The following is a 17,591-nucleotide window of genomic DNA, read 5'->3' on the forward strand; positions in this document are numbered from 1 at the left end:
CAACGACAAACTCTAATACGATCTATGGCAATGCGAAAAGAGAATCGCCCCAAATCAAGTTTTTCCAAGATCACCATTGGACTCGCCTCTCCCGATAATATCCTGGAAAGGAGTTACGGAGAAGTATTAAAGCCTGAAACGATCAACTACCGGACCTATAAGCCGGAGCGTGATGGTCTGTTCTGCGAGCGGATCTTCGGACCGGTGAAAGATTTCGAATGCGCCTGTGGTAAATACAAGCGTATCCGTTATAAGGGTATTGTGTGTGACCGTTGCGGTGTGGAAGTGACCGAGAAAAAGGTCCGCCGCGAGCGCATGGGCCATATCAAGCTCGTTGTACCTGTCGTGCATATCTGGTATTTCAAATCCCTTCCGAATAAGATCGGTTACCTGCTGGGAATGAGCTCCAAGAAATTGGAGTCCATCGTTTACTACGAGCGCTTCGTGGTGATACAAGCCGGTCTGCGAGCCGATCAGGGGCAGAACTATGGTGACCTGCTCACCGAGGAAGAATACCTGGATATCCTGGAGGCCCTGCCAAAAGATAACCAGTATCTGCCGGATGAGGATCCCAATAAATTCATTGCCAAGATGGGTGCCGAAGCGGTACATGACCTGCTTCAGCGCATCGATCTGGATCAATTGTCGTTTGACCTCCGTAATGCCGCTGCCACCGAAACTTCCCAGCAAAGGAAGGCCGACGCCCTCAAGCGTTTGAGCGTGGTAGAAGCATTCCGTGATGCCAATTCCCGTATCACCAACCGCCCTGAGTGGATGGTGATGCAATACATTCCCGTGATCCCGCCGGAACTGCGCCCGCTTGTTCCCCTGGATGGTGGCCGTTTCGCGTCTTCCGACCTGAACGACCTCTATCGTCGTGTGATCATCCGGAACAACCGTCTGAAACGCCTGCTCGAGATCAAAGCACCTGAGGTGATCCTGCGTAACGAAAAACGTATGCTTCAGGAAGCGGTTGACTCCCTCTTTGATAACAGCCGTAAATCCAACGCCGTAAAAGCGGAAGGTGGTCGCGCCCTGAAATCCCTCAGCGATGTGCTGAAAGGAAAACAAGGACGTTTCCGTCAGAACCTGTTGGGTAAACGTGTGGACTATTCCGGTCGTTCTGTTATCGTGGTAGGCCCCGAATTGAAATTACATGAGTGCGGTCTGCCAAAAGATATGGCGGCCGAACTGTTCAAACCCTTTATCATTCGTAAACTGATTGAAAGGGGTATTGTAAAAACAGTGAAAAGCGCTCGTAAACTCGTAGATAAAAAAGAAGCTGTGGTATGGGATATCCTGGAGAACATTCTCCGTGGACACCCGATCATGCTGAACCGTGCCCCAACACTGCACCGTCTTTCGATCCAGGCCTTCCAGCCCAAGCTGATCGAAGGAAAGGCGATCCAGCTTCACCCGCTCGTGTGTTCGGCCTTTAACGCCGACTTCGATGGTGACCAGATGGCCGTGCACGTGCCTTTGAGCAATGCAGCCGTACTGGAAGCCCAGTTGCTGATGCTCTCTGCGCATAACATCCTTAACCCGCAGAATGGTCAGCCCATTACCCTTCCTTCACAGGACATGGTACTTGGTCTGTACTACCTGTCAAAAGGCAAAAAAACCACCCCGACTGAAAAAGTGAAGGGTGAAGGACGTGCCTTCTATGGTGCTGAGGAAGTGATCATTGCCTACAATGAAAAGCAGGTTGATCTGCATGCGTGGATCCGGGTAAAAACCAATGTGCGTGAAGGTGGTAAACTGGTTAAAAAGCTGATCGAAACGACTGTGGGTCGTGTTATTTTCAACCAACACGTTCCGCATGAAGTAGGTTTTGTCAATGCCCTGCTGACCAAAAAGAACCTCCGCGAGATCATTGGTGATATCATCGAGATCACCAATATCCCGAAGACTGTGAAGTTCCTGGATGATATCAAATCACTGGGATACCGTACAGCCTTCCAGGGTGGACTTTCCTTCAACATCAATGACCTGATCATTCCCGAAGTAAAAGAAGAGTTATTGGCCCAGGCTAAATCCGAAGTGGATGAAGTATGGGAGAACTATAACATGGGTCTGATCACCAACAACGAACGATATAACCAGATCGTGGACATTTGGAGCCGGGTAGATACACGTATCACCGAGACCCTGATCCACGAGATGAGTACAGACAAACAAGGCTTCAACTCCGTATTCATGATGCTTGACTCCGGTGCACGGGGTAGCAAACAGCAGGTAAAACAGCTGGCAGGTATGAGGGGTCTGATGGCCAAGCCAAGAAAGAGCGGATCTACCGGTTCCGAGATCATCGAGAACCCGATCCTTTCCAACTTCAAAGGCGGTCTGAACGTATTGGATTACTTCATCTCCACCCACGGCGCCCGTAAGGGTCTGGCCGATACGGCCTTGAAAACAGCCGATGCCGGTTATCTGACCCGTCGTCTCGTGGATGTGGCCCAGGATGTGGTGATCACTGAAGAAGATTGCGGAACCCTGCGTGGTATCGCTACTTCTGCACTGAAAGATAATGAGGACATCATCGAACCGTTGAGCGACCGTATCATCGGACGTACTTCGCTGCATGATGTGTACGATCCCATTTCAGATGAATTGATCGTGGCTGCCGGACAAGCCATCACCGAGGACATCGCGCACCGCATCGAAGATGCAGCGATCGAATTCGTAGAGATCCGTTCGGTACTGACCTGCGAAAGCAAACGTGGGGTGTGTGTGAAATGTTATGGTAAGAACCTTGCCTCCGGTTACCTCGCCCAAAAAGGTGATGCCGTGGGTATCATCGCCGCACAGTCCATCGGTGAGCCGGGTACCCAGTTGACCCTGCGTACCTTCCACGTGGGTGGTGTCGCCGGTTCTGCTGCTGTAGAATCTCAATTGCTGGCCAAATTTGATGGTACACTCCAGTTCGATGGTATCCGTACGGTTATCACCGAAAATAATGAAGGAAACAAAGTACAGATCGTAATCGGTCGTACCGGTGAGATGAGAAACGTAGACGTGTCAACCGACCGTTTGCTGAATACCATGCACATTCCTTATGGCGCCACACTGTTTGTTAAAGACGGACAGAAGATCAAAAAAGGCGACCTCATCTGTAGCTGGGACCCCTTCAACAACGTTGTGGTGGCCGAGCAGGCAGGTACAGTCAAATTTGAGAATGTTATTGAAGGTATCACCTATCGCGAAGAAGCGGATGAACAAACCGGTCACCGCGAGAAAGTGGTTATTGAAACAAAAGATAAAACCAAGATCCCTTCACTGGTGATCGCTGGCAAGGATGTCAAATCCTATAACCTGCCAACCGGAAGCCATATCATCGTAGATGATACGGATGAAGTAAGAGCTGGTCAGGTACTGGTGAAGATCCCGCGTATCCTCGGTAAGTTGAGAGATATCACCGGTGGTCTGCCACGTGTAACCGAGCTGTTTGAAGCCCGTAACCCGAGCAATCCTGCGGTTGTATCCGAGATCGATGGTGTTGTAACCATGGGTGCCATCAAACGTGGTAACCGTGAGATCATCATTGAAGCCAAGGATGGTGTAACGAAAAAATACCTGGTGCCGCTGACCCGTCAGATCCTGGCACAGGATGGTGACTTTGTAAAAGCAGGTGCTTCGCTGAGTGATGGACAGATTGCTCCGTTCGATATTCTTTCGATCAAAGGACCTTTCGCGGTACAAGAGTATGTGGTGAATGAGATCCAGGAGGTTTATCGTTTACAAGGTGTGAAGATCAATGATAAACACATCGAGGTGATCGTTCGTCAGATGATGCGTAAGGTAACCATCGTTGATCCGGGAGATACCAAGTTCCTGGAAGATGACCTGGTTGATAAATTTGAATTCATCACGGAAAACGACTGGGTATTTGATAAGAAGGTCGTGACCGAACCTGGTGATTCCGGTAAGTTCCGTGCAGGCCAGATCGTTGGGCTGCGTGAAGTAAGGGAGGAAAATTCCATTCTTCGCCGGAATGACAAGAAACTGGTTGAATTCAGGGATGCCAAATCCGCTACTTCTGCGCCCACATTGCTTGGTATCACCAAGGCTTCACTGGGTGTACAAAGCTGGATCTCAGCGGCTTCCTTCCAGGAAACCACCAAGGTACTCAGCTCGGCAGCTATTCAGGGTAAATCGGATGAAATGCTGGGTCTGAAGGAGAATGTGATCACAGGTCACCTGATCCCTGCCGGTACGGGTCTTCGCGATTTCGAAAACATGATCGTGGGCAGCAAAGAAGAGTACGAACTCTTGCAGACCACCCGCGAAGCCATGGCATTCGACGAAGAGGAATAATCAATCAAGTAAAAATTATAACAAGGAGCAGATCAACATCTGCTCCTTTTTTATAAATTGGTGGGCGTTAAGGCTTTCCTAAAGTGACCAGGTACACCGGAATTACCTGGACCAATGACTAACTTGCAAAAAAATAATGCACATGAACAAATGGCTACTCGTGCTGAATGGGGTCCTGGTCTTGGCTGTTGGGTTTCTATTTTATAAACAAATGCAACCTGGCGGAAAAAAAGGCAAGACCACAACCGGTGAACTGAAACCGGTTGCGTCAGAAGGCCAACCTGTACGGATTGGATATTTTGAAATGGATTCCGTAGAGACCAATTTTGAGTTGTTCAAAGAGGTGGAAAAAGAGATGAACCGCAAAGCAGATGCCATGACCGGTGAACTGACCCGGCTCCAGCAGAACCTGCAAAAAGAATACGATGCCTTTCAGGCGCAAGCCCCGGGAATGACCCAGGAACAAGGCGAAGCGGCTCAACGAAAATTACAATTGTTAGATAACCAGATACGAAATACCCGCGACCGGCTCGATCAGGAAAGGAGCCAGTACTTCATGGAGAAACAACAGAAGATACTCAACATGATCCGGGATTATTTCAAGCAATACAACGAAGATAAAGGATACACCTATATTTTTGCCAGCGAACCTGGTTTGATGTACTTAAAAGATACGGCCTTTAACCTGACGAGCGATCTGCTGAAAGGATTGAATGAAATGCACGCTAAAGAAAAGGCCAAGACGAAAAAAGAATAACATGAAAGACCTGGAATCGATCTTCCAGCAGATGAATCAACTAAAGGTAGGAGTGATCGGTGACCTCATGCTCGATACCTACCTGATGGGTCGTGTTGACCGTATCTCTCCCGAAGCACCGGTTCCTGTCATTTCCCTTCAACACCGTGAACACCGGATCGGCGGTGCCGGAAATGTTGCCCTGAATGCCGCCAGCTTAGGTGCTTCTGTAGCCATACTGGGTGTATTAGGGGATGATGATGATGCCAACTTGCTGACTGACCTTTTTGAGAAAAAAGGGATTTCCACTCAATATGCATTCCGATCGGGCAAAAGAATCACGACCAATAAAATGCGTATCATCAGCCGTAATCAGCAGATGATGCGGGTGGATGCGGAAGTGACACATGACCTGGATAAAGGGGAAGAAGCCCATTTATTGGAAAAGCTGAATAAATACATTGAAAAGGAAAAGCCCCATATCCTGATACTTGAAGATTATAACAAAGGGGTTTTGACGGAAGGTGTCATTGACGGGGCCATCGCTCTTTGCCAGGCGAAAGGCATCCTTACCGCAGTGGATCCCAAGCGAAAGAACTTCTTTGCCTATCAGGAAGTGGATATATTCAAACCCAATCTCAAGGAAGTAAGGGAAGCACTTAATCTTCTGCCTGAGGTATTAACCTTACAAACACTGCGTGAAATCCATCACGCCCTGGCTGACAAATTACAACACCGCATATCTTTTATCACTTTGTCTGAACAAGGTGTCTTTTATCAGGAGAAGGAAAAGGCAGCGATCCTGCCCTCCCACATGCGGGATATAGCCGATGTTTCCGGCGCCGGAGATACGGTCATTGCCGTAGCCTCTTTGGTTTATGCCGTAACCAAAAATCCTCACCTGATGGCGGAGATCGCCAATATTGCAGGTGGGTTGGTATGTGAACAGGTAGGCACGGCCGCCATCAACAAAGAAAGATTATTTCAGGAGTGTGAATTGCTGTTATCCTGATATCTTCGCTCCCTTTTTCCTAACTTAGTTATACAATCATGTCAAAGCTTGCGCTTGCCATACATGGAGGAGCCGGAACTATTCTCCGGTCACAGATGTCCCCCGATAAAGAAGCGATTTACCGGACGGCACTCGATGAAGCGTTGGAAGCAGGATATAAAGTATTGCGTCAGGGAGGGGCCGCACTGGATGCAGTGGTCGCGGCCGTTGTTTCCCTGGAAGATTGTGAATGGTTCAATGCCGGAAAAGGTTCGGTATTTACCCATCAGGGCCACCATGAAATGGATGCAGCCGTGATGGATGGACAAACAGGTCGCGCCGGTGCAGTAGCGGGAGTTCGTCAAATCAAAAACCCCATCCTCCTGGCTCAATCGATTATGGATCATAGCGACCATATTCTCCTGAGTGGCGACGGGGCAATGGCTTTTGCCCGGGAACACGGCTTAGCCTTTGAAGACGATGCCTATTTTTATACCCCTCATCGATACAAACAATGGCAGCAGGCACTATTAGAGGACCGTACACTGCTGGATCATGATGATCGGGAAACCGATAATGATCTGGATGAAAAAAAATTTGGCACCGTTGGCGCCGTAGCCTGTGATGTACACGGTCATTTAGCAGCGGCAACGAGTACCGGAGGCATGACAAATAAAAAATACAATCGGATCGGTGATTCACCGCTGATCGGTTGTGGAACCTATGCCAATAATAGCACCTGTGCAGTGAGTTGTACCGGTCATGGTGAAAAATTCATCCAGGCAGTGGCTGCTTATGATGTGCACTGCCTGATGGAATATAAAGGCCTCGATTTGCCCGAAGCCCTTCGGATCGTAGTCAATGAAAAATTATTGCGCATTCGGGGCGAAGGCGGGATCATTGGGGTGGATGCCAGCGGGAGCACGGCCATGATCTTTAATTCTGAGGGGATGTACCGGGGGCGGATAGATGCAAGTGGAGTGAAAGAAATAGCCATCTATAAGTAGGAACAGAGTTTTAAAGCAGTTTAAATCACAAAGGGTACAGAGACACAGAGTTATTTGTTTTACCAATGAAAAAATACGCCATCATAGTTGCCGGAGGATCGGGTACCCGGATGGGTTCAAATATTCCAAAACAGTTTCTTTTATTGAAAGAGAAACCGATTCTCTATTACACGCTCAAGACCTTTCTCGAGGCCTATGACGATCTCCAGATCATTCTGGTATTGCCTGTGGAGTACACTGACATGGGGCGGGAGATCATTGACGCGTATTTTGACAAGGATCGGATACAAATCACCGCCGGAGGGGATACCCGTTTTCAATCCGTGAAGAATGGATTACAATTGATCGACGATGAGTCTATCATTTTTGTTCATGATGGGGTGCGTTGCCTTCTTTCGGCAGACCTTATCCATCGCTGTTATGCACAGGCCCTGGAATCAGGTTCGGCCATTCCTGCTATTCCAAGTAAAGACAGTGTACGCCTCAAGAAAGGAGAGATGAATGAATCTGTTGACCGAAAATCGGTGATGCTGATCCAGACACCGCAGACTTTTCACAGCAAAATATTGTTGCCGGCCTTCCAGATCGATGATAAGGATAAATTTACCGATGAGGCGACGGTGGTGGAGGCCTTTGGGTTGAAAGTATTCCTGGTGGAAGGGGAGGAAATGAATATCAAGATCACGACACCGTTGGATTTGATATTGGCGGAGCGTTTCATGGAGAGTTGATTCACCGTAGAGAGCATGAGGACGCGGAGATACGCAGAGATTTTTCAGTGGTATAGGCTAATAGAATTTAACCCTTAGAATCTGTCAAAATATCTCTGCTTAACTCTGCGTCCTCATACTCTCTGCGGTGAACTATACTTTAACCATTTCAGGTACCACGGTAATCTATTCCACTTCACACAAGGATATTTCTCCAACTCAGCTCCAAACCCCGAATAGAAAAAAGCCAGCCCCGGCACATCACTTCCTTCGAAATCTAAGATCATTTTTTTTCCTGCATAATCTTCAATAAAGGAATGGATCAATAAATGCGAAGCACCACTATCACGACCTTCGGGGGAATTACCCACCAGTATATAGTAGGCCCTTTTTTCAGAGAAGAAGAATATCGCCGAAGCAGTCCAGTCCCCTTGCGGGTTTCGAACCCCATAGGAACGAACCTGTTTTTGCGCAGTCAGTTGGTTCAGCAGCGCATGTAGCTGGAGAAAATCCTTCGCCGTCCCATTCCCTGAAGTACGGATCTCTTTTCTTGCCAGCCGGATCACGACATCAAAATCAATGTCACGCTCTACCAATAATCCGGCCTTTTCTGCTTTACGGATATTCCGAAAAGTGTTTTCCCGGTATTTTGCCTGAATAGATGCAGAATCAGAGGAAAGGTCAAGTACAAAATTATCCCTGTAATAAATGCCTGCTGTCTCCTTTGCTACGGCATTACCGGCATTCAGGTAGATATCGATATAGCGAAATTTGGAAGGGATATGCTGAAGAAAAGCGGTGATAATGGATTCATCCAGATTTTTACCAAAGACCCCCAATTGCGCACAGAGAAAAGGCGGGTAGAGATAGGAAATGCCGAACTTTTTTCGCCGGGTAAGGGGCATAACCGCTTCATAGTCGTTTAAGACAAGTCCTTCCCATTGGGTACAAAAATGATCGAGATACCAGGAATGTGCATAGATCAGCGGGTGATCAGCATGGGCTATACATTGATCCCATTTTGAACGATCAATTTCTTCGTGAGAGCGATAATGAATATTGTACGGTTTCTCCATGCTTAAAAATGAAGGGTCGGTATAATTTTTCGCGGGGAAAAATTGGCCAGGTCAATCGAGAATGAGATCGAGCGCGCGAATTTTTTTGTTCCGATCACCGATTGGATATAGTCTTTATAGGCCCGGCTATAGATGAGCGGGAAATATACATTGACAGTTTCTTTGAAAAGAGATACCTGTAAACCGGCATCAAACAAGAAACGGTCCTCTTCGCTATTGCGGGCCCAGGGTTCGGCATAGGTTCCTATATCAAAAAAAGCGCGAAGGGGAATCTTTACCGGCAGTATCGAAAGAGGATTGATGGATTGGGGAATGGTGGTGGTAAGATTGATGGCTGCCAGCCAGTCATCGGTCTTGCCTACCTTATCCGAGAGCAGGTCGGTCCGTACCTTGAACCCGCCATCCCTGACCATGATCTGCTGACTGGGTATTTTTTCAAATCGATTCCGGCCTACGAAATAATCACTGTACGTGTAATCCTCATACCCTATGGGCCCGGTCATATTCAGGTGATAGCGATCGGTGAGAAACTGTTTTTCATTGGTCTTCTCACCGAGGTAAAGAAATTTACCGGCAAAGAACCGCAGGTTCATGCCACCGCCTTTGGCATAATTAAAGAAATAGTTTCCGGTAAAGGCCAGGCGAAGGAAATCGGCATTTACCTCGGCTTTTAATTCTGCTTTCCAGGGGTACAGGGCGCGGAAGTCCTCCCATTGAATACGGAGTTGACCCAGGTGCCGGCTTGTCCCTTCTTTTCCAATGCGGTATTCGATGGTCGTATCAATGCCTACAACAATGGTGTCTGGGGTAAAAGTAAATCCATCCTCTTGCAGGAAATAGGATTTCCATTGCACAAATCGTTGCCGCGTACTCGTCTCTGTTTTTTCTCTCCAGGTAAACCGGATCCCGGGAACGATCTTGGTCACACCCAGAACAGTCTCTCTTCCTTTTTGATCCGTCGCTTCATCCATGCTAAATCGGGCCCCATTGAGAAAGAAATCTGTTTTGCGCAGCCAACCCTTTTGGTTGTACAGGCTATAATTCAGTTTCACCAGGCCATTGAACTGTTTTGTCCCGGTGGCATAAAGCGGTATGGCCAGGAATTGAAATGGCGCAGGAGGCAGGGAGGCATTGGTCAGTAAAGCCCCGATCATGATCCGGTCATAGCTGTTCATGCCAATTGCCGGGCTCCAGGTAATAATCCCTTTATCAGGCTGGTTGATGGCTTGCAGCCATTTTTTGGCTGCAAAGGGATTCGTGAACACTGGTTTCCGTGGGACCACAGAAGCTGGCGTTGCTGCTTTCCCCAATTTATTTTGAAAGAATGCATCCAGGTCCTTTCCACTCACTTTTTCAAAAACCGCCTGCATATCCTCCGGATAGGGATGTTTGAACTTCCATTCCTCGTAATAGGCTTGCATGGCCCGATCAAAGGCTTCTCTCCCTATCTCTTTTTCCAATTCCTGAAACAGGGTAGCGGTACGGTGATAGACCAGGGCATTATAATTTTCCGGGTTGTATGCGGCGGAAGAAAGATCAACAGGTTGACTTTCGGCAATGGCTTCCCGCGTGCGGGTGAGTCTTTCCTGAATGGAATAAAGTGAAATGGATTTATTTGTACCCAGTGGTATATTTCCCGCAGCAGGATGTGTTTCTATATAACGATAATCATACAACGAGTTGATCCCCTCATCCATCCAGGGATGATCCCGTTCATTATTTGCCAGTATGCCGTAAAACCAGTTATGCCCTACTTCATGGCGGATGATCAGTTCCAGTAAACCATCTGAGTCTCCATCCAGCACCGTAAGGGTAGGATATTCAGTACCACCCGAGGAACCCTCAATATCCTGCACCACGGAAACCGTGTTGTATGGATATTCACCGATCCATGCTCCATTGGTTTGTAAAGCGGTTGCTACATAGGCAAGGCTTTTTTCCCAACGCTCTGCACCGGGCAGATGAAAAGCAAAGGCAGCTACTTTTTTTCCGGAGGGCAAAGAGATGGCTTCTTGTTTTACGACAAAGCGTTTATCAGCCACCCAGGCAAAATCATGGATTCGATCCTGAATGAAATGTAAGGTCTTGGTTTCTTTGGACGATACAGGAAATTCTCTTTTAATAACTTTGGTGATACCCTTCACTTTCACTTTTTCCGTTTCGGGTATCCAGGTAAAAGAACGCCGCGTTTCCAGCCATTTCTTTTCTGATTCATTTTGTAATTCCCCGGTGGCGGCAACCACATAATTTGCCGGCAGGGTGATCTGGACATCAAAATGTCCAAACTCGCCATAGAATTCACCATGGTCCAGCATGGGCATGGGGTGCCAGCCTTTGTGGTCATAAACGGCTGGCTTGGGAAACCAATGGGCCACATAGTAATGCTGCCCTTTGTACCCACCCCGGTTGAAGAAGTTGGGGAGTTTAACATGAAAGGGTGTGGTGATCGTGACCGACTTTCCGGGTAACAAGGGTGTGGGAAGCACCAACTTCACAATATCAATATGCTCGGGATGGTCCTCTACATCGGCTGTAATGTTATCCACTTTAAAATCGAGCCGGTTGATATATCCTTTTTGATCTTTTTGGGAAAAATAGAAGGCGGTACTCCCGTTCTGTAAGGCCTGGTCGGTATAAGCGGTCTTGTCATTTTTATACGCATTGGGCCAAAGATGGAACCAGATGAACCGCAGGGTGTCGGGGGAATGGTTAGTGTAATCGATCCGTTCAAAGCCATCCAGCGTATTCTCCGTATCATTCAGGGTTACATCAATGCTGTACCGAAGGTCTTGCTGCCAGTATTGGGAAAAAAGGGAGAGCGGACTTAACAAAGTGACCAGTATGAAGAGACGGCATTTTTTCACCGGCATGTCTTTGTCCCCAAAGATAATTTCTTTAGCTGATTATTTCCCTTTTCCCAGCAGGATGATACGCAGGGTATGGATCATGATCTTGAAATCAAGTGCCAGGGAGATGTTTTCGATGTACAGGAGATCAAAACGGCTTCTTTCTACCATTTCAGCTACATTTTCTGCATAGCCGAATTGTACCATTCCCCAGGAGGTAAGCCCGGGTTTTACTTTCAAGAGGTATTTGTAATACGGGTTTTGTTCAATCACCTGGTCGATATAGTATTGGCGCTCCGGGCGGGGGCCTACCAGGCTCATTTCCCCTTTCAGGATATTCCAAAGTTGTGGCAACTCATCTAATCGCCATTTACGCATCACTCTTCCCCAGGGTGTAATCCGTTCGTCCGAGTCGGAAGATAAACGGGGGCCATCCTTCTCGGCTTCTTCCACCATGGAACGGAATTTATGCATTTGAAAGGGCTTCCCTTTATAACCGATCCTTTCCTGGTTGTAGAAGATTGGGCCCGGGGAGGACAGGCTTGTGCGTATCATGATATACAACAGGTATGGCGATAAAAGGACAAGTCCCAATATGGCCACCGTTACATCCAGGAGTCTTTTGATGTTCTGTTGCCATTCCGGCATCAACCCTGTTTTCAGGTCGATCAATACAGCCCCAAGGATATTGCTTACGCGCACCGATCCTGACAGGATATCCATGCTATCTGCCGGGATCTTGATTTCCACATCCTTTTCACTGAGGTGGTTGATGACCGATTCCAGTGTTGCTTTATCGTTTTTATCCAAACCGATCACCACCGCGTTTATCTTATGGGTATCCAGTATCGCTTCTAAGGATTCAATATCTCCCAGCCTTGGCAAACCGCCAATCGGCGCTTCTGTATGCTTTTCTCCAGCAGCCACATACCCGGTGAAATGATACCCTTCCTTGGCCAATTCCGGGGCTGTATCCTGATACAGGCGTGCGGCAAAGCCATTCCCTCCGATCAAAAGGGTGGGATAACGCACTAACCCATTCCGCAATTGCCGTTTGGCCATGTTCAGCAATAACAAACGCCCGGCAAACACAAAAAAGAATTGCAATCCCAACAAGGAGAAGAAGGCTGCATAGTAATACCTGAAATCATTATTCGACCGGATATCATCCAGGATGATGGTAAAATAAAGGAAAACAACACCTAGCAGGGAAACGATGAATGTGGTGATCATTTCGCGGAGCCGCGATTTGCGGTAGATACACCGGTAAGCGCCTACGATGGTATACAGGCTTAACCAGCCAAGCGGCACAAGAAAAATACCCAGCCAAAAATTGTCATCGATCTGCAGGCCATCATCACCCGCCACGCGGATGCCGAGGTAATATTTTCGTAAAAAATACATCACCCCCCATACCCAGGCGCTCATCACATAATCACTGATGGCATACCAGGCAATATGTAAACGGGGTTTATGATTCATCAGGAACGCGTGAGTACGTTATTACCGATCTTCTGTAATATCTGGTGGGCGACATCCATGGCCATCAGGCCATCGATCTCCGATACGATCGTTTTGGTATTCTGTTCAATGGCTGATTTGAATTCCACCAGTTCCTGCCGAATGGCATTGATATTTGGTACGGGTGGGTTGGCTATGGCAATGGTTCGGTTACCCGTAGGGGTGGCGATATCAAAGGTGAATACATTGGCATCCTTGGCTTCCTTGAGCTTGATCACTTCTGATTTTTTCTCCAGGAAATCGATCCCGATATAGGCATCTTTCTGAAAGAGGCGCATCTTACGCATTTTCTTCATCGATATACGGGACGAGGTGAGATTGGCCACACAGCCATTATTGAATTCGATCCGTACGTTGGCAATATCCGGTGTTTCGGTCATCACGGCTACGCCGCTCGCGGAAATGCTCTTTACATCACTTTTTACAATACTCAGTATGATATCAATATCATGGATCATAAGGTCGAGGATCACGCTCACTTCAGTGCCACGGGGATTGAATTGTGCCAGGCGATGTACTTCAATAAAGAGCGGGTTAAGGTCAAGATCCTTTACCGCAAGAAAAGCGGGGTTGAACCGTTCCACATGGCCTACCTGGAACTTTACATCCGATTCCCGCGCCAGTTTCACCAGGGTCCTGGCCTCTTCCATATCATTGGCCAGGGGTTTTTCTACAAAGATGTGTTTGCCTTTCCGGATAGCTTTTTCACACAATTCAAAATGGTAATTGGTGGGGGCGACCACATCGATGGCATCACAGGCATCCATCAGCAGACCGGCATCGAGAAAGCGGGGGAGTTGGTATTTATCGGAGACCTCCTGTGCGGTATCGTCCTTGGGATCATAGAAACCGACCAGGTCTACACCGGGTATCTCCTTCCAGTTGTTCAGGTGGAATTTTCCCAGGTGGCCTACGCCGAAGACTCCGATTTTCAACATGTTAGCTATTTCGGCAAATATACTATTTTAACCAGAGAGAGTTAGTAACCAAACTTATTTAGGTTTCTCGCAGGGGTCCCCCGAGACTTTGCGATCGCGGCGAGAAATGAATATATACCTGCTCCTGAGTTAATACCTTCTTATAATATAAAATCCAATAACAGCACCCCTACCAACCCCAGCACGGATATCGTCGTTTCCATAACGGTCCAGGACAAAAAGGTCTGTTTCAACGATAACCCAAAGAACTCCTTGTACATCCAAAAACCAGAGTCATTTACATGCGACCCGAAAACACTCCCTGTACCCACCGCCAGTACCATCAATTCGGGCGAGGCGGCCCCGGAAACCACCAGGGGGGTAACCACCCCGGCGGCAGTGATACCGGCTACGGTAGCGGAGCCAATGGCTACCCGCAACAAGGCCGTGACCACCCAGCCAAAGACCAGGGGGTGCATTTGCCAACGGCCACTAAAAGAAGCAATGTATTTATCGGTGCCACTGTCCTGTAAGACCTGTTTCAACACACCGCCTGCGGTAATGATCAATACAATCATGGCAATGCCGGAAATCGCATCCTGGGCCCATTTCATGGTTGTTTCCATGGACTTACCGGCCCGTAACCCAAAGTACCAGATGGCCAACAGCACGGATAAAAGGAGGGCAATGGTAGTATCTCCAATAAAGAGCAATATCTTTTTAAATACATGGTCACCCAGAAAATTGTCCGCCACCACCGCCAGGGTGATCAGCAATACCGGCATCAACCCGATCAGGAAACTGGGAAAAGCCGCCGGAAGTTTTTTGTTGGGATCTGCTTCGGTGGAGAGAAAGGTGGATTGCAATTTCACTTCGATCCCTTTTAACCGTTTTCCCAGAAAAGGCCCGGCCAACACCACCACCGGTATGGCCACCATCAGGCCATAGATAAGGGTCTTTCCCATATTTGCCTTAAAGGCATTGACCAAAAAAACAGGGCTGGGATGGGGCGGCAAAAAACAATGGGTGGTGGATAGGGAAGCTGCCATGGGAATGGCGACATATAACAAAGGAAGTTTGGCCTTGTGTGCAATGGAGAAAACAAGGGGTACCAGGATCACAAAACCCGCGTTGTAATAAAGCGGGATGCCTATCAAAAACCCGGTCAGCAAAACGGCCCATTGAATGTGTTTTTCACCAAAACCATTGATCAGGGTTGTCGAGATCTTTTCTGCCGCACCACCTGCTTCCATCACTTTACCCAGGATGGCCCCCAGGCAGATCACCAGTGCAACACCGCTCAGCGTAGAACCAACCCCTTTTTCAATTGATTTTACCAACTGCATTGGATCTAATCCAAGGAATAGACCTGAAAGTATGGCCACGATCAGCAGGGAAATAAAGGGGCTGACCTTTTTGGTCGTAAGAAAAATCTGCAGACAAATGGCCAGAAAAATGACAAGCAATTGCATGGATGAGGGGGTTATGGTTTGAATTATATTGAAAGGTGAGACGTGAATCGTGAGGCGTGAATCGTGAGACGTGAGACGTGAATCGTGAATCGTGAATCGTGAGACGTCTCACGCTTCCCCCTCACTCCACCGTATTCACCAACTCACCTATCCCTTCTATTGAAATCGCTACCACATCGCCCGATTGTAACGTAAACGGATGGTCGGGTACGATCCCCGTGCCTGTCATCACCAGGCAACCATGAGGGAAGCTGGTCTCCCGATAAATATAAGATACTAATTCTGCCGGTGTGCGCTTCATTTTTTCAATCCCGATTTGTCCATTAAATACTTCTTCTCCGTTTCGGGAAATGGACATGGAAATAGTTGTATCTGTGGGCAATGGATCTTCAGTCAGTAAGATACAAGGTCCAACCGCTGCGCTTCCATCATAGGTCTTGGCCTGGGGAAGATAGAGGGGGTTCTCTCCCTCAATACTCCGGCTACTCATATCATTTCCGATCGTATAACCGATGATCTTTCCTGAAGAGGTAACCACCAGCGTGAGTTCAGGCTCGGGTACATCCCAGGTACTGTCTTTCCGAATGCGGACTTCTTCGTGAGGGCCTTTTACACGAAAGGCACTGGCTTTAAAAAAACATTCCGGGCGTTCGGCTTCATAGACCTTTCCATAAAAATCAGCCCCGCCAGCGGCCTGGCTTTCTTCCTGTCGCCCGACCATGCTCCTGTAGTAAGTTACTCCACAGGCCCATACTTCCTGCTGACTCCCAATAGGCGGAAGGATATCCTGCAATACGGATACTTCTACCGGCGGTAAGGTTTTTACCAATGCCTGCGTTTTTTGGTAGGCCGCATCATCATTGACCAGTTCGTCCCAGCTATTTTTTTTATCCAGAAAAAATTGATTGTTGGATTGGAGGACAATGCCTGCCCGGGTTTTGTATATCCGCATGAAGTTGGTTTTCTATTTTAAGGCAATACGTAAAAGATACATATCATTGGTGATATAAAGTGTTTTCTCATCGGCACTCAGCGCGCAATTGCTGGCTGAATTTTCAAGTCGCAACAATCCCAGTTTTTTTCCTTGAGCCGTAAAGAAATAAATGCCACCCGGACCGCTTGCCATGACGATACCTTTTTTGCTTACTTTAAAACCATCAGGCAAACCATTCCATCCAGGTTCATGTACAGATGGGTCAAAAAAGATCCGTCCATGCGTGAGAGAGTCGCCGGCTATATCAAACATGTACCAATAAGGTTTGGCAGGATCGCTGTTGGCGACCAATAACTGTTGCTCACCCGGAAGAAACGCGATCCCATTGGGGCGTGTGATCGAATCCACCAGTAAAACAATTTCACCTTTCTTTTTTACTTTATAAACTCCATTAAAGGGCAACTCCTTGGCTGAGTCTGAATCATCCTGTGTACGCAATCCATACGGAGGATCGGTAAAAAACAATTCACCGGCGGAATTGAAGACGCAATCATTCGGGCTGCTTAAACGCTTGCCATTGAATTTATCCGCCAGCGTGGTGAAAGTGGGTAGGGGTTTATCCAATGGTGCTTCCATTCGTGCTACCTGGCGGTTGCCATGCTGAGCCAATACCAGTCGTCCTTGCGGGTCAAGGGTTAAACCATTGCTTCCTGGTTCTTTGCATAAACTGGGAGTGGAGTCCGTATATCCGCTTGGGGTTAGGTACACTTCAATTCCTTTTGCTTCTGTCCACTTATAGATGGTGTTCCGGGGAACATCACTAAATACCAGAAAACCTTGTTCGGGAAGAAAGAGCGGGCCTTCGCTCCAGTCAAAACTATCAGCCAGTATTTCAGCTTTGAGGGAGGTGTCGATAATGGTTAAAAATTCCGGATCATAAGTAATAAGTTGACCCGTAGTGGGGTAGGCGTGCGTTGGTTTTTCTGAGCAATTGGAAAGCAATACTGAAACCAGGAGATAGAACAATTTATTCATGATATCGATTGGTTTTTATTCCTGAATTATTA

At 47.7% G+C, this 17,591-nt stretch carries 12 protein-coding genes; 5 read left to right on the forward strand and 7 right to left on the reverse strand.

From position 1 onward, the window contains the following. Positions 1-24 precede the first annotated feature (24 nt). The 5 genes from rpoC to J0M30_07480 all read left to right on the forward strand — a co-directional run bounded on the left by rpoC (position 25) and on the right by J0M30_07480 (position 7,779). A complete protein-coding gene (gene rpoC, locus J0M30_07460) occupies positions 25-4,314 on the forward strand; it encodes a DNA-directed RNA polymerase subunit beta' (GenBank protein MBN8667325.1) in 4,290 nt (1,429 codons plus the stop codon). A 142-nt stretch (positions 4,315-4,456) separates the two neighbouring features. Next, on the forward strand, positions 4,457-5,071 hold the full coding sequence (locus tag J0M30_07465) for an OmpH family outer membrane protein (protein MBN8667326.1): 615 nt from the start codon (positions 4,457-4,459) through the stop codon (positions 5,069-5,071). A 1-nt stretch (position 5,072) separates the two neighbouring features. Then, positions 5,073-6,062, forward strand: a complete 990-nt coding sequence (locus J0M30_07470; GenBank protein MBN8667327.1) for a carbohydrate kinase — start codon at positions 5,073-5,075, stop codon at positions 6,060-6,062. A gap of 38 nt (positions 6,063-6,100) precedes the next feature. Further along, entirely contained in the window at positions 6,101-7,048 is a 948-nt protein-coding gene (locus J0M30_07475) for an isoaspartyl peptidase/L-asparaginase (GenBank protein MBN8667328.1), read from the forward strand. Between the two features lie 65 nt (positions 7,049-7,113). Continuing rightward, positions 7,114-7,779, forward strand: coding sequence for a 2-C-methyl-D-erythritol 4-phosphate cytidylyltransferase (locus J0M30_07480; GenBank protein MBN8667329.1), 666 nt, complete (start codon positions 7,114-7,116; stop codon positions 7,777-7,779). 113 nt (positions 7,780-7,892) lie between these two features. Here the strand turns inward: J0M30_07480 and J0M30_07485 are convergent, their stop codons facing one another. The 7 genes from J0M30_07485 to J0M30_07515 all read right to left on the reverse strand — a co-directional run bounded on the left by J0M30_07485 (position 7,893) and on the right by J0M30_07515 (position 17,559). Next, positions 7,893-8,834 (reverse strand): GNAT family N-acetyltransferase, encoded by a 942-nt coding sequence (locus tag J0M30_07485; GenBank protein MBN8667330.1) that lies wholly within the window; start codon positions 8,832-8,834, stop codon positions 7,893-7,895. 2 nt (positions 8,835-8,836) lie between these two features. After that, positions 8,837-11,704 (reverse strand): M1 family metallopeptidase, encoded by a 2,868-nt coding sequence (locus tag J0M30_07490; GenBank protein MBN8667331.1) that lies wholly within the window; start codon positions 11,702-11,704, stop codon positions 8,837-8,839. Positions 11,705-11,737: 33 nt separating this feature from the next. Then, on the reverse strand, positions 11,738-13,162 hold the full coding sequence (locus J0M30_07495) for a sugar transferase (GenBank protein ID MBN8667332.1): 1,425 nt from the start codon (positions 13,160-13,162) through the stop codon (positions 11,738-11,740). After that, positions 13,162-14,139 (reverse strand): Gfo/Idh/MocA family oxidoreductase, encoded by a 978-nt coding sequence (locus J0M30_07500; GenBank protein MBN8667333.1) that lies wholly within the window; start codon positions 14,137-14,139, stop codon positions 13,162-13,164. Before J0M30_07500 ends, J0M30_07495 begins: the two co-directional genes overlap by 1 nt. Positions 14,140-14,279: 140 nt before the next feature. After that, entirely contained in the window at positions 14,280-15,590 is a 1,311-nt protein-coding gene (locus J0M30_07505; GenBank protein ID MBN8667334.1) for a gluconate transporter, read from the reverse strand. 121 nt (positions 15,591-15,711) lie between these two features. After that, positions 15,712-16,542 carry a fumarylacetoacetate hydrolase family protein gene (locus J0M30_07510; protein ID MBN8667335.1) on the reverse strand — a complete coding sequence of 277 codons (831 nt, stop codon included), beginning with the start codon at positions 16,540-16,542 and terminating at the stop codon, positions 15,712-15,714. A 12-nt stretch (positions 16,543-16,554) separates the two neighbouring features. Next, a complete protein-coding gene (locus J0M30_07515) occupies positions 16,555-17,559 on the reverse strand; it encodes an SMP-30/gluconolactonase/LRE family protein (protein ID MBN8667336.1) in 1,005 nt (334 codons plus the stop codon). Between the last annotated feature and the right edge of the window lie 32 nt (positions 17,560-17,591).

It is taken from the genome of Chitinophagales bacterium (assembly GCA_017303415.1).
Classification (GTDB): domain Bacteria; phylum Bacteroidota; class Bacteroidia; order Chitinophagales; family Chitinophagaceae; genus SpSt-398.

Excerpts from the sequence above, each read along its gene's own strand:
- rpoC (MBN8667325.1), top strand. The coding sequence starts at position 25 with ATGGCAATGCGAAAAGAGAATCGCCCCAAATCAAGTTTTTCCAAGATC.
- J0M30_07465 (MBN8667326.1), top strand. The coding sequence starts at position 4,457 with ATGAACAAATGGCTACTCGTGCTGAATGGGGTCCTGGTCTTGGCTGTT.
- J0M30_07470 (MBN8667327.1), top strand. The coding sequence starts at position 5,073 with ATGAAAGACCTGGAATCGATCTTCCAGCAGATGAATCAACTAAAGGTA.
- J0M30_07475 (MBN8667328.1), top strand. The coding sequence starts at position 6,101 with ATGTCAAAGCTTGCGCTTGCCATACATGGAGGAGCCGGAACTATTCTC.
- J0M30_07480 (MBN8667329.1), top strand. The coding sequence starts at position 7,114 with ATGAAAAAATACGCCATCATAGTTGCCGGAGGATCGGGTACCCGGATG.
- J0M30_07485 (MBN8667330.1), bottom strand. The coding sequence starts at position 8,834 with ATGGAGAAACCGTACAATATTCATTATCGCTCTCACGAAGAAATTGAT.
- J0M30_07490 (MBN8667331.1), bottom strand. The coding sequence starts at position 11,704 with ATGCCGGTGAAAAAATGCCGTCTCTTCATACTGGTCACTTTGTTAAGT.
- J0M30_07495 (MBN8667332.1), bottom strand. The coding sequence starts at position 13,162 with ATGAATCATAAACCCCGTTTACATATTGCCTGGTATGCCATCAGTGAT.
- J0M30_07500 (MBN8667333.1), bottom strand. The coding sequence starts at position 14,139 with ATGTTGAAAATCGGAGTCTTCGGCGTAGGCCACCTGGGAAAATTCCAC.
- J0M30_07505 (MBN8667334.1), bottom strand. The coding sequence starts at position 15,590 with ATGCAATTGCTTGTCATTTTTCTGGCCATTTGTCTGCAGATTTTTCTT.
- J0M30_07510 (MBN8667335.1), bottom strand. The coding sequence starts at position 16,542 with ATGCGGATATACAAAACCCGGGCAGGCATTGTCCTCCAATCCAACAAT.
- J0M30_07515 (MBN8667336.1), bottom strand. The coding sequence starts at position 17,559 with ATGAATAAATTGTTCTATCTCCTGGTTTCAGTATTGCTTTCCAATTGC.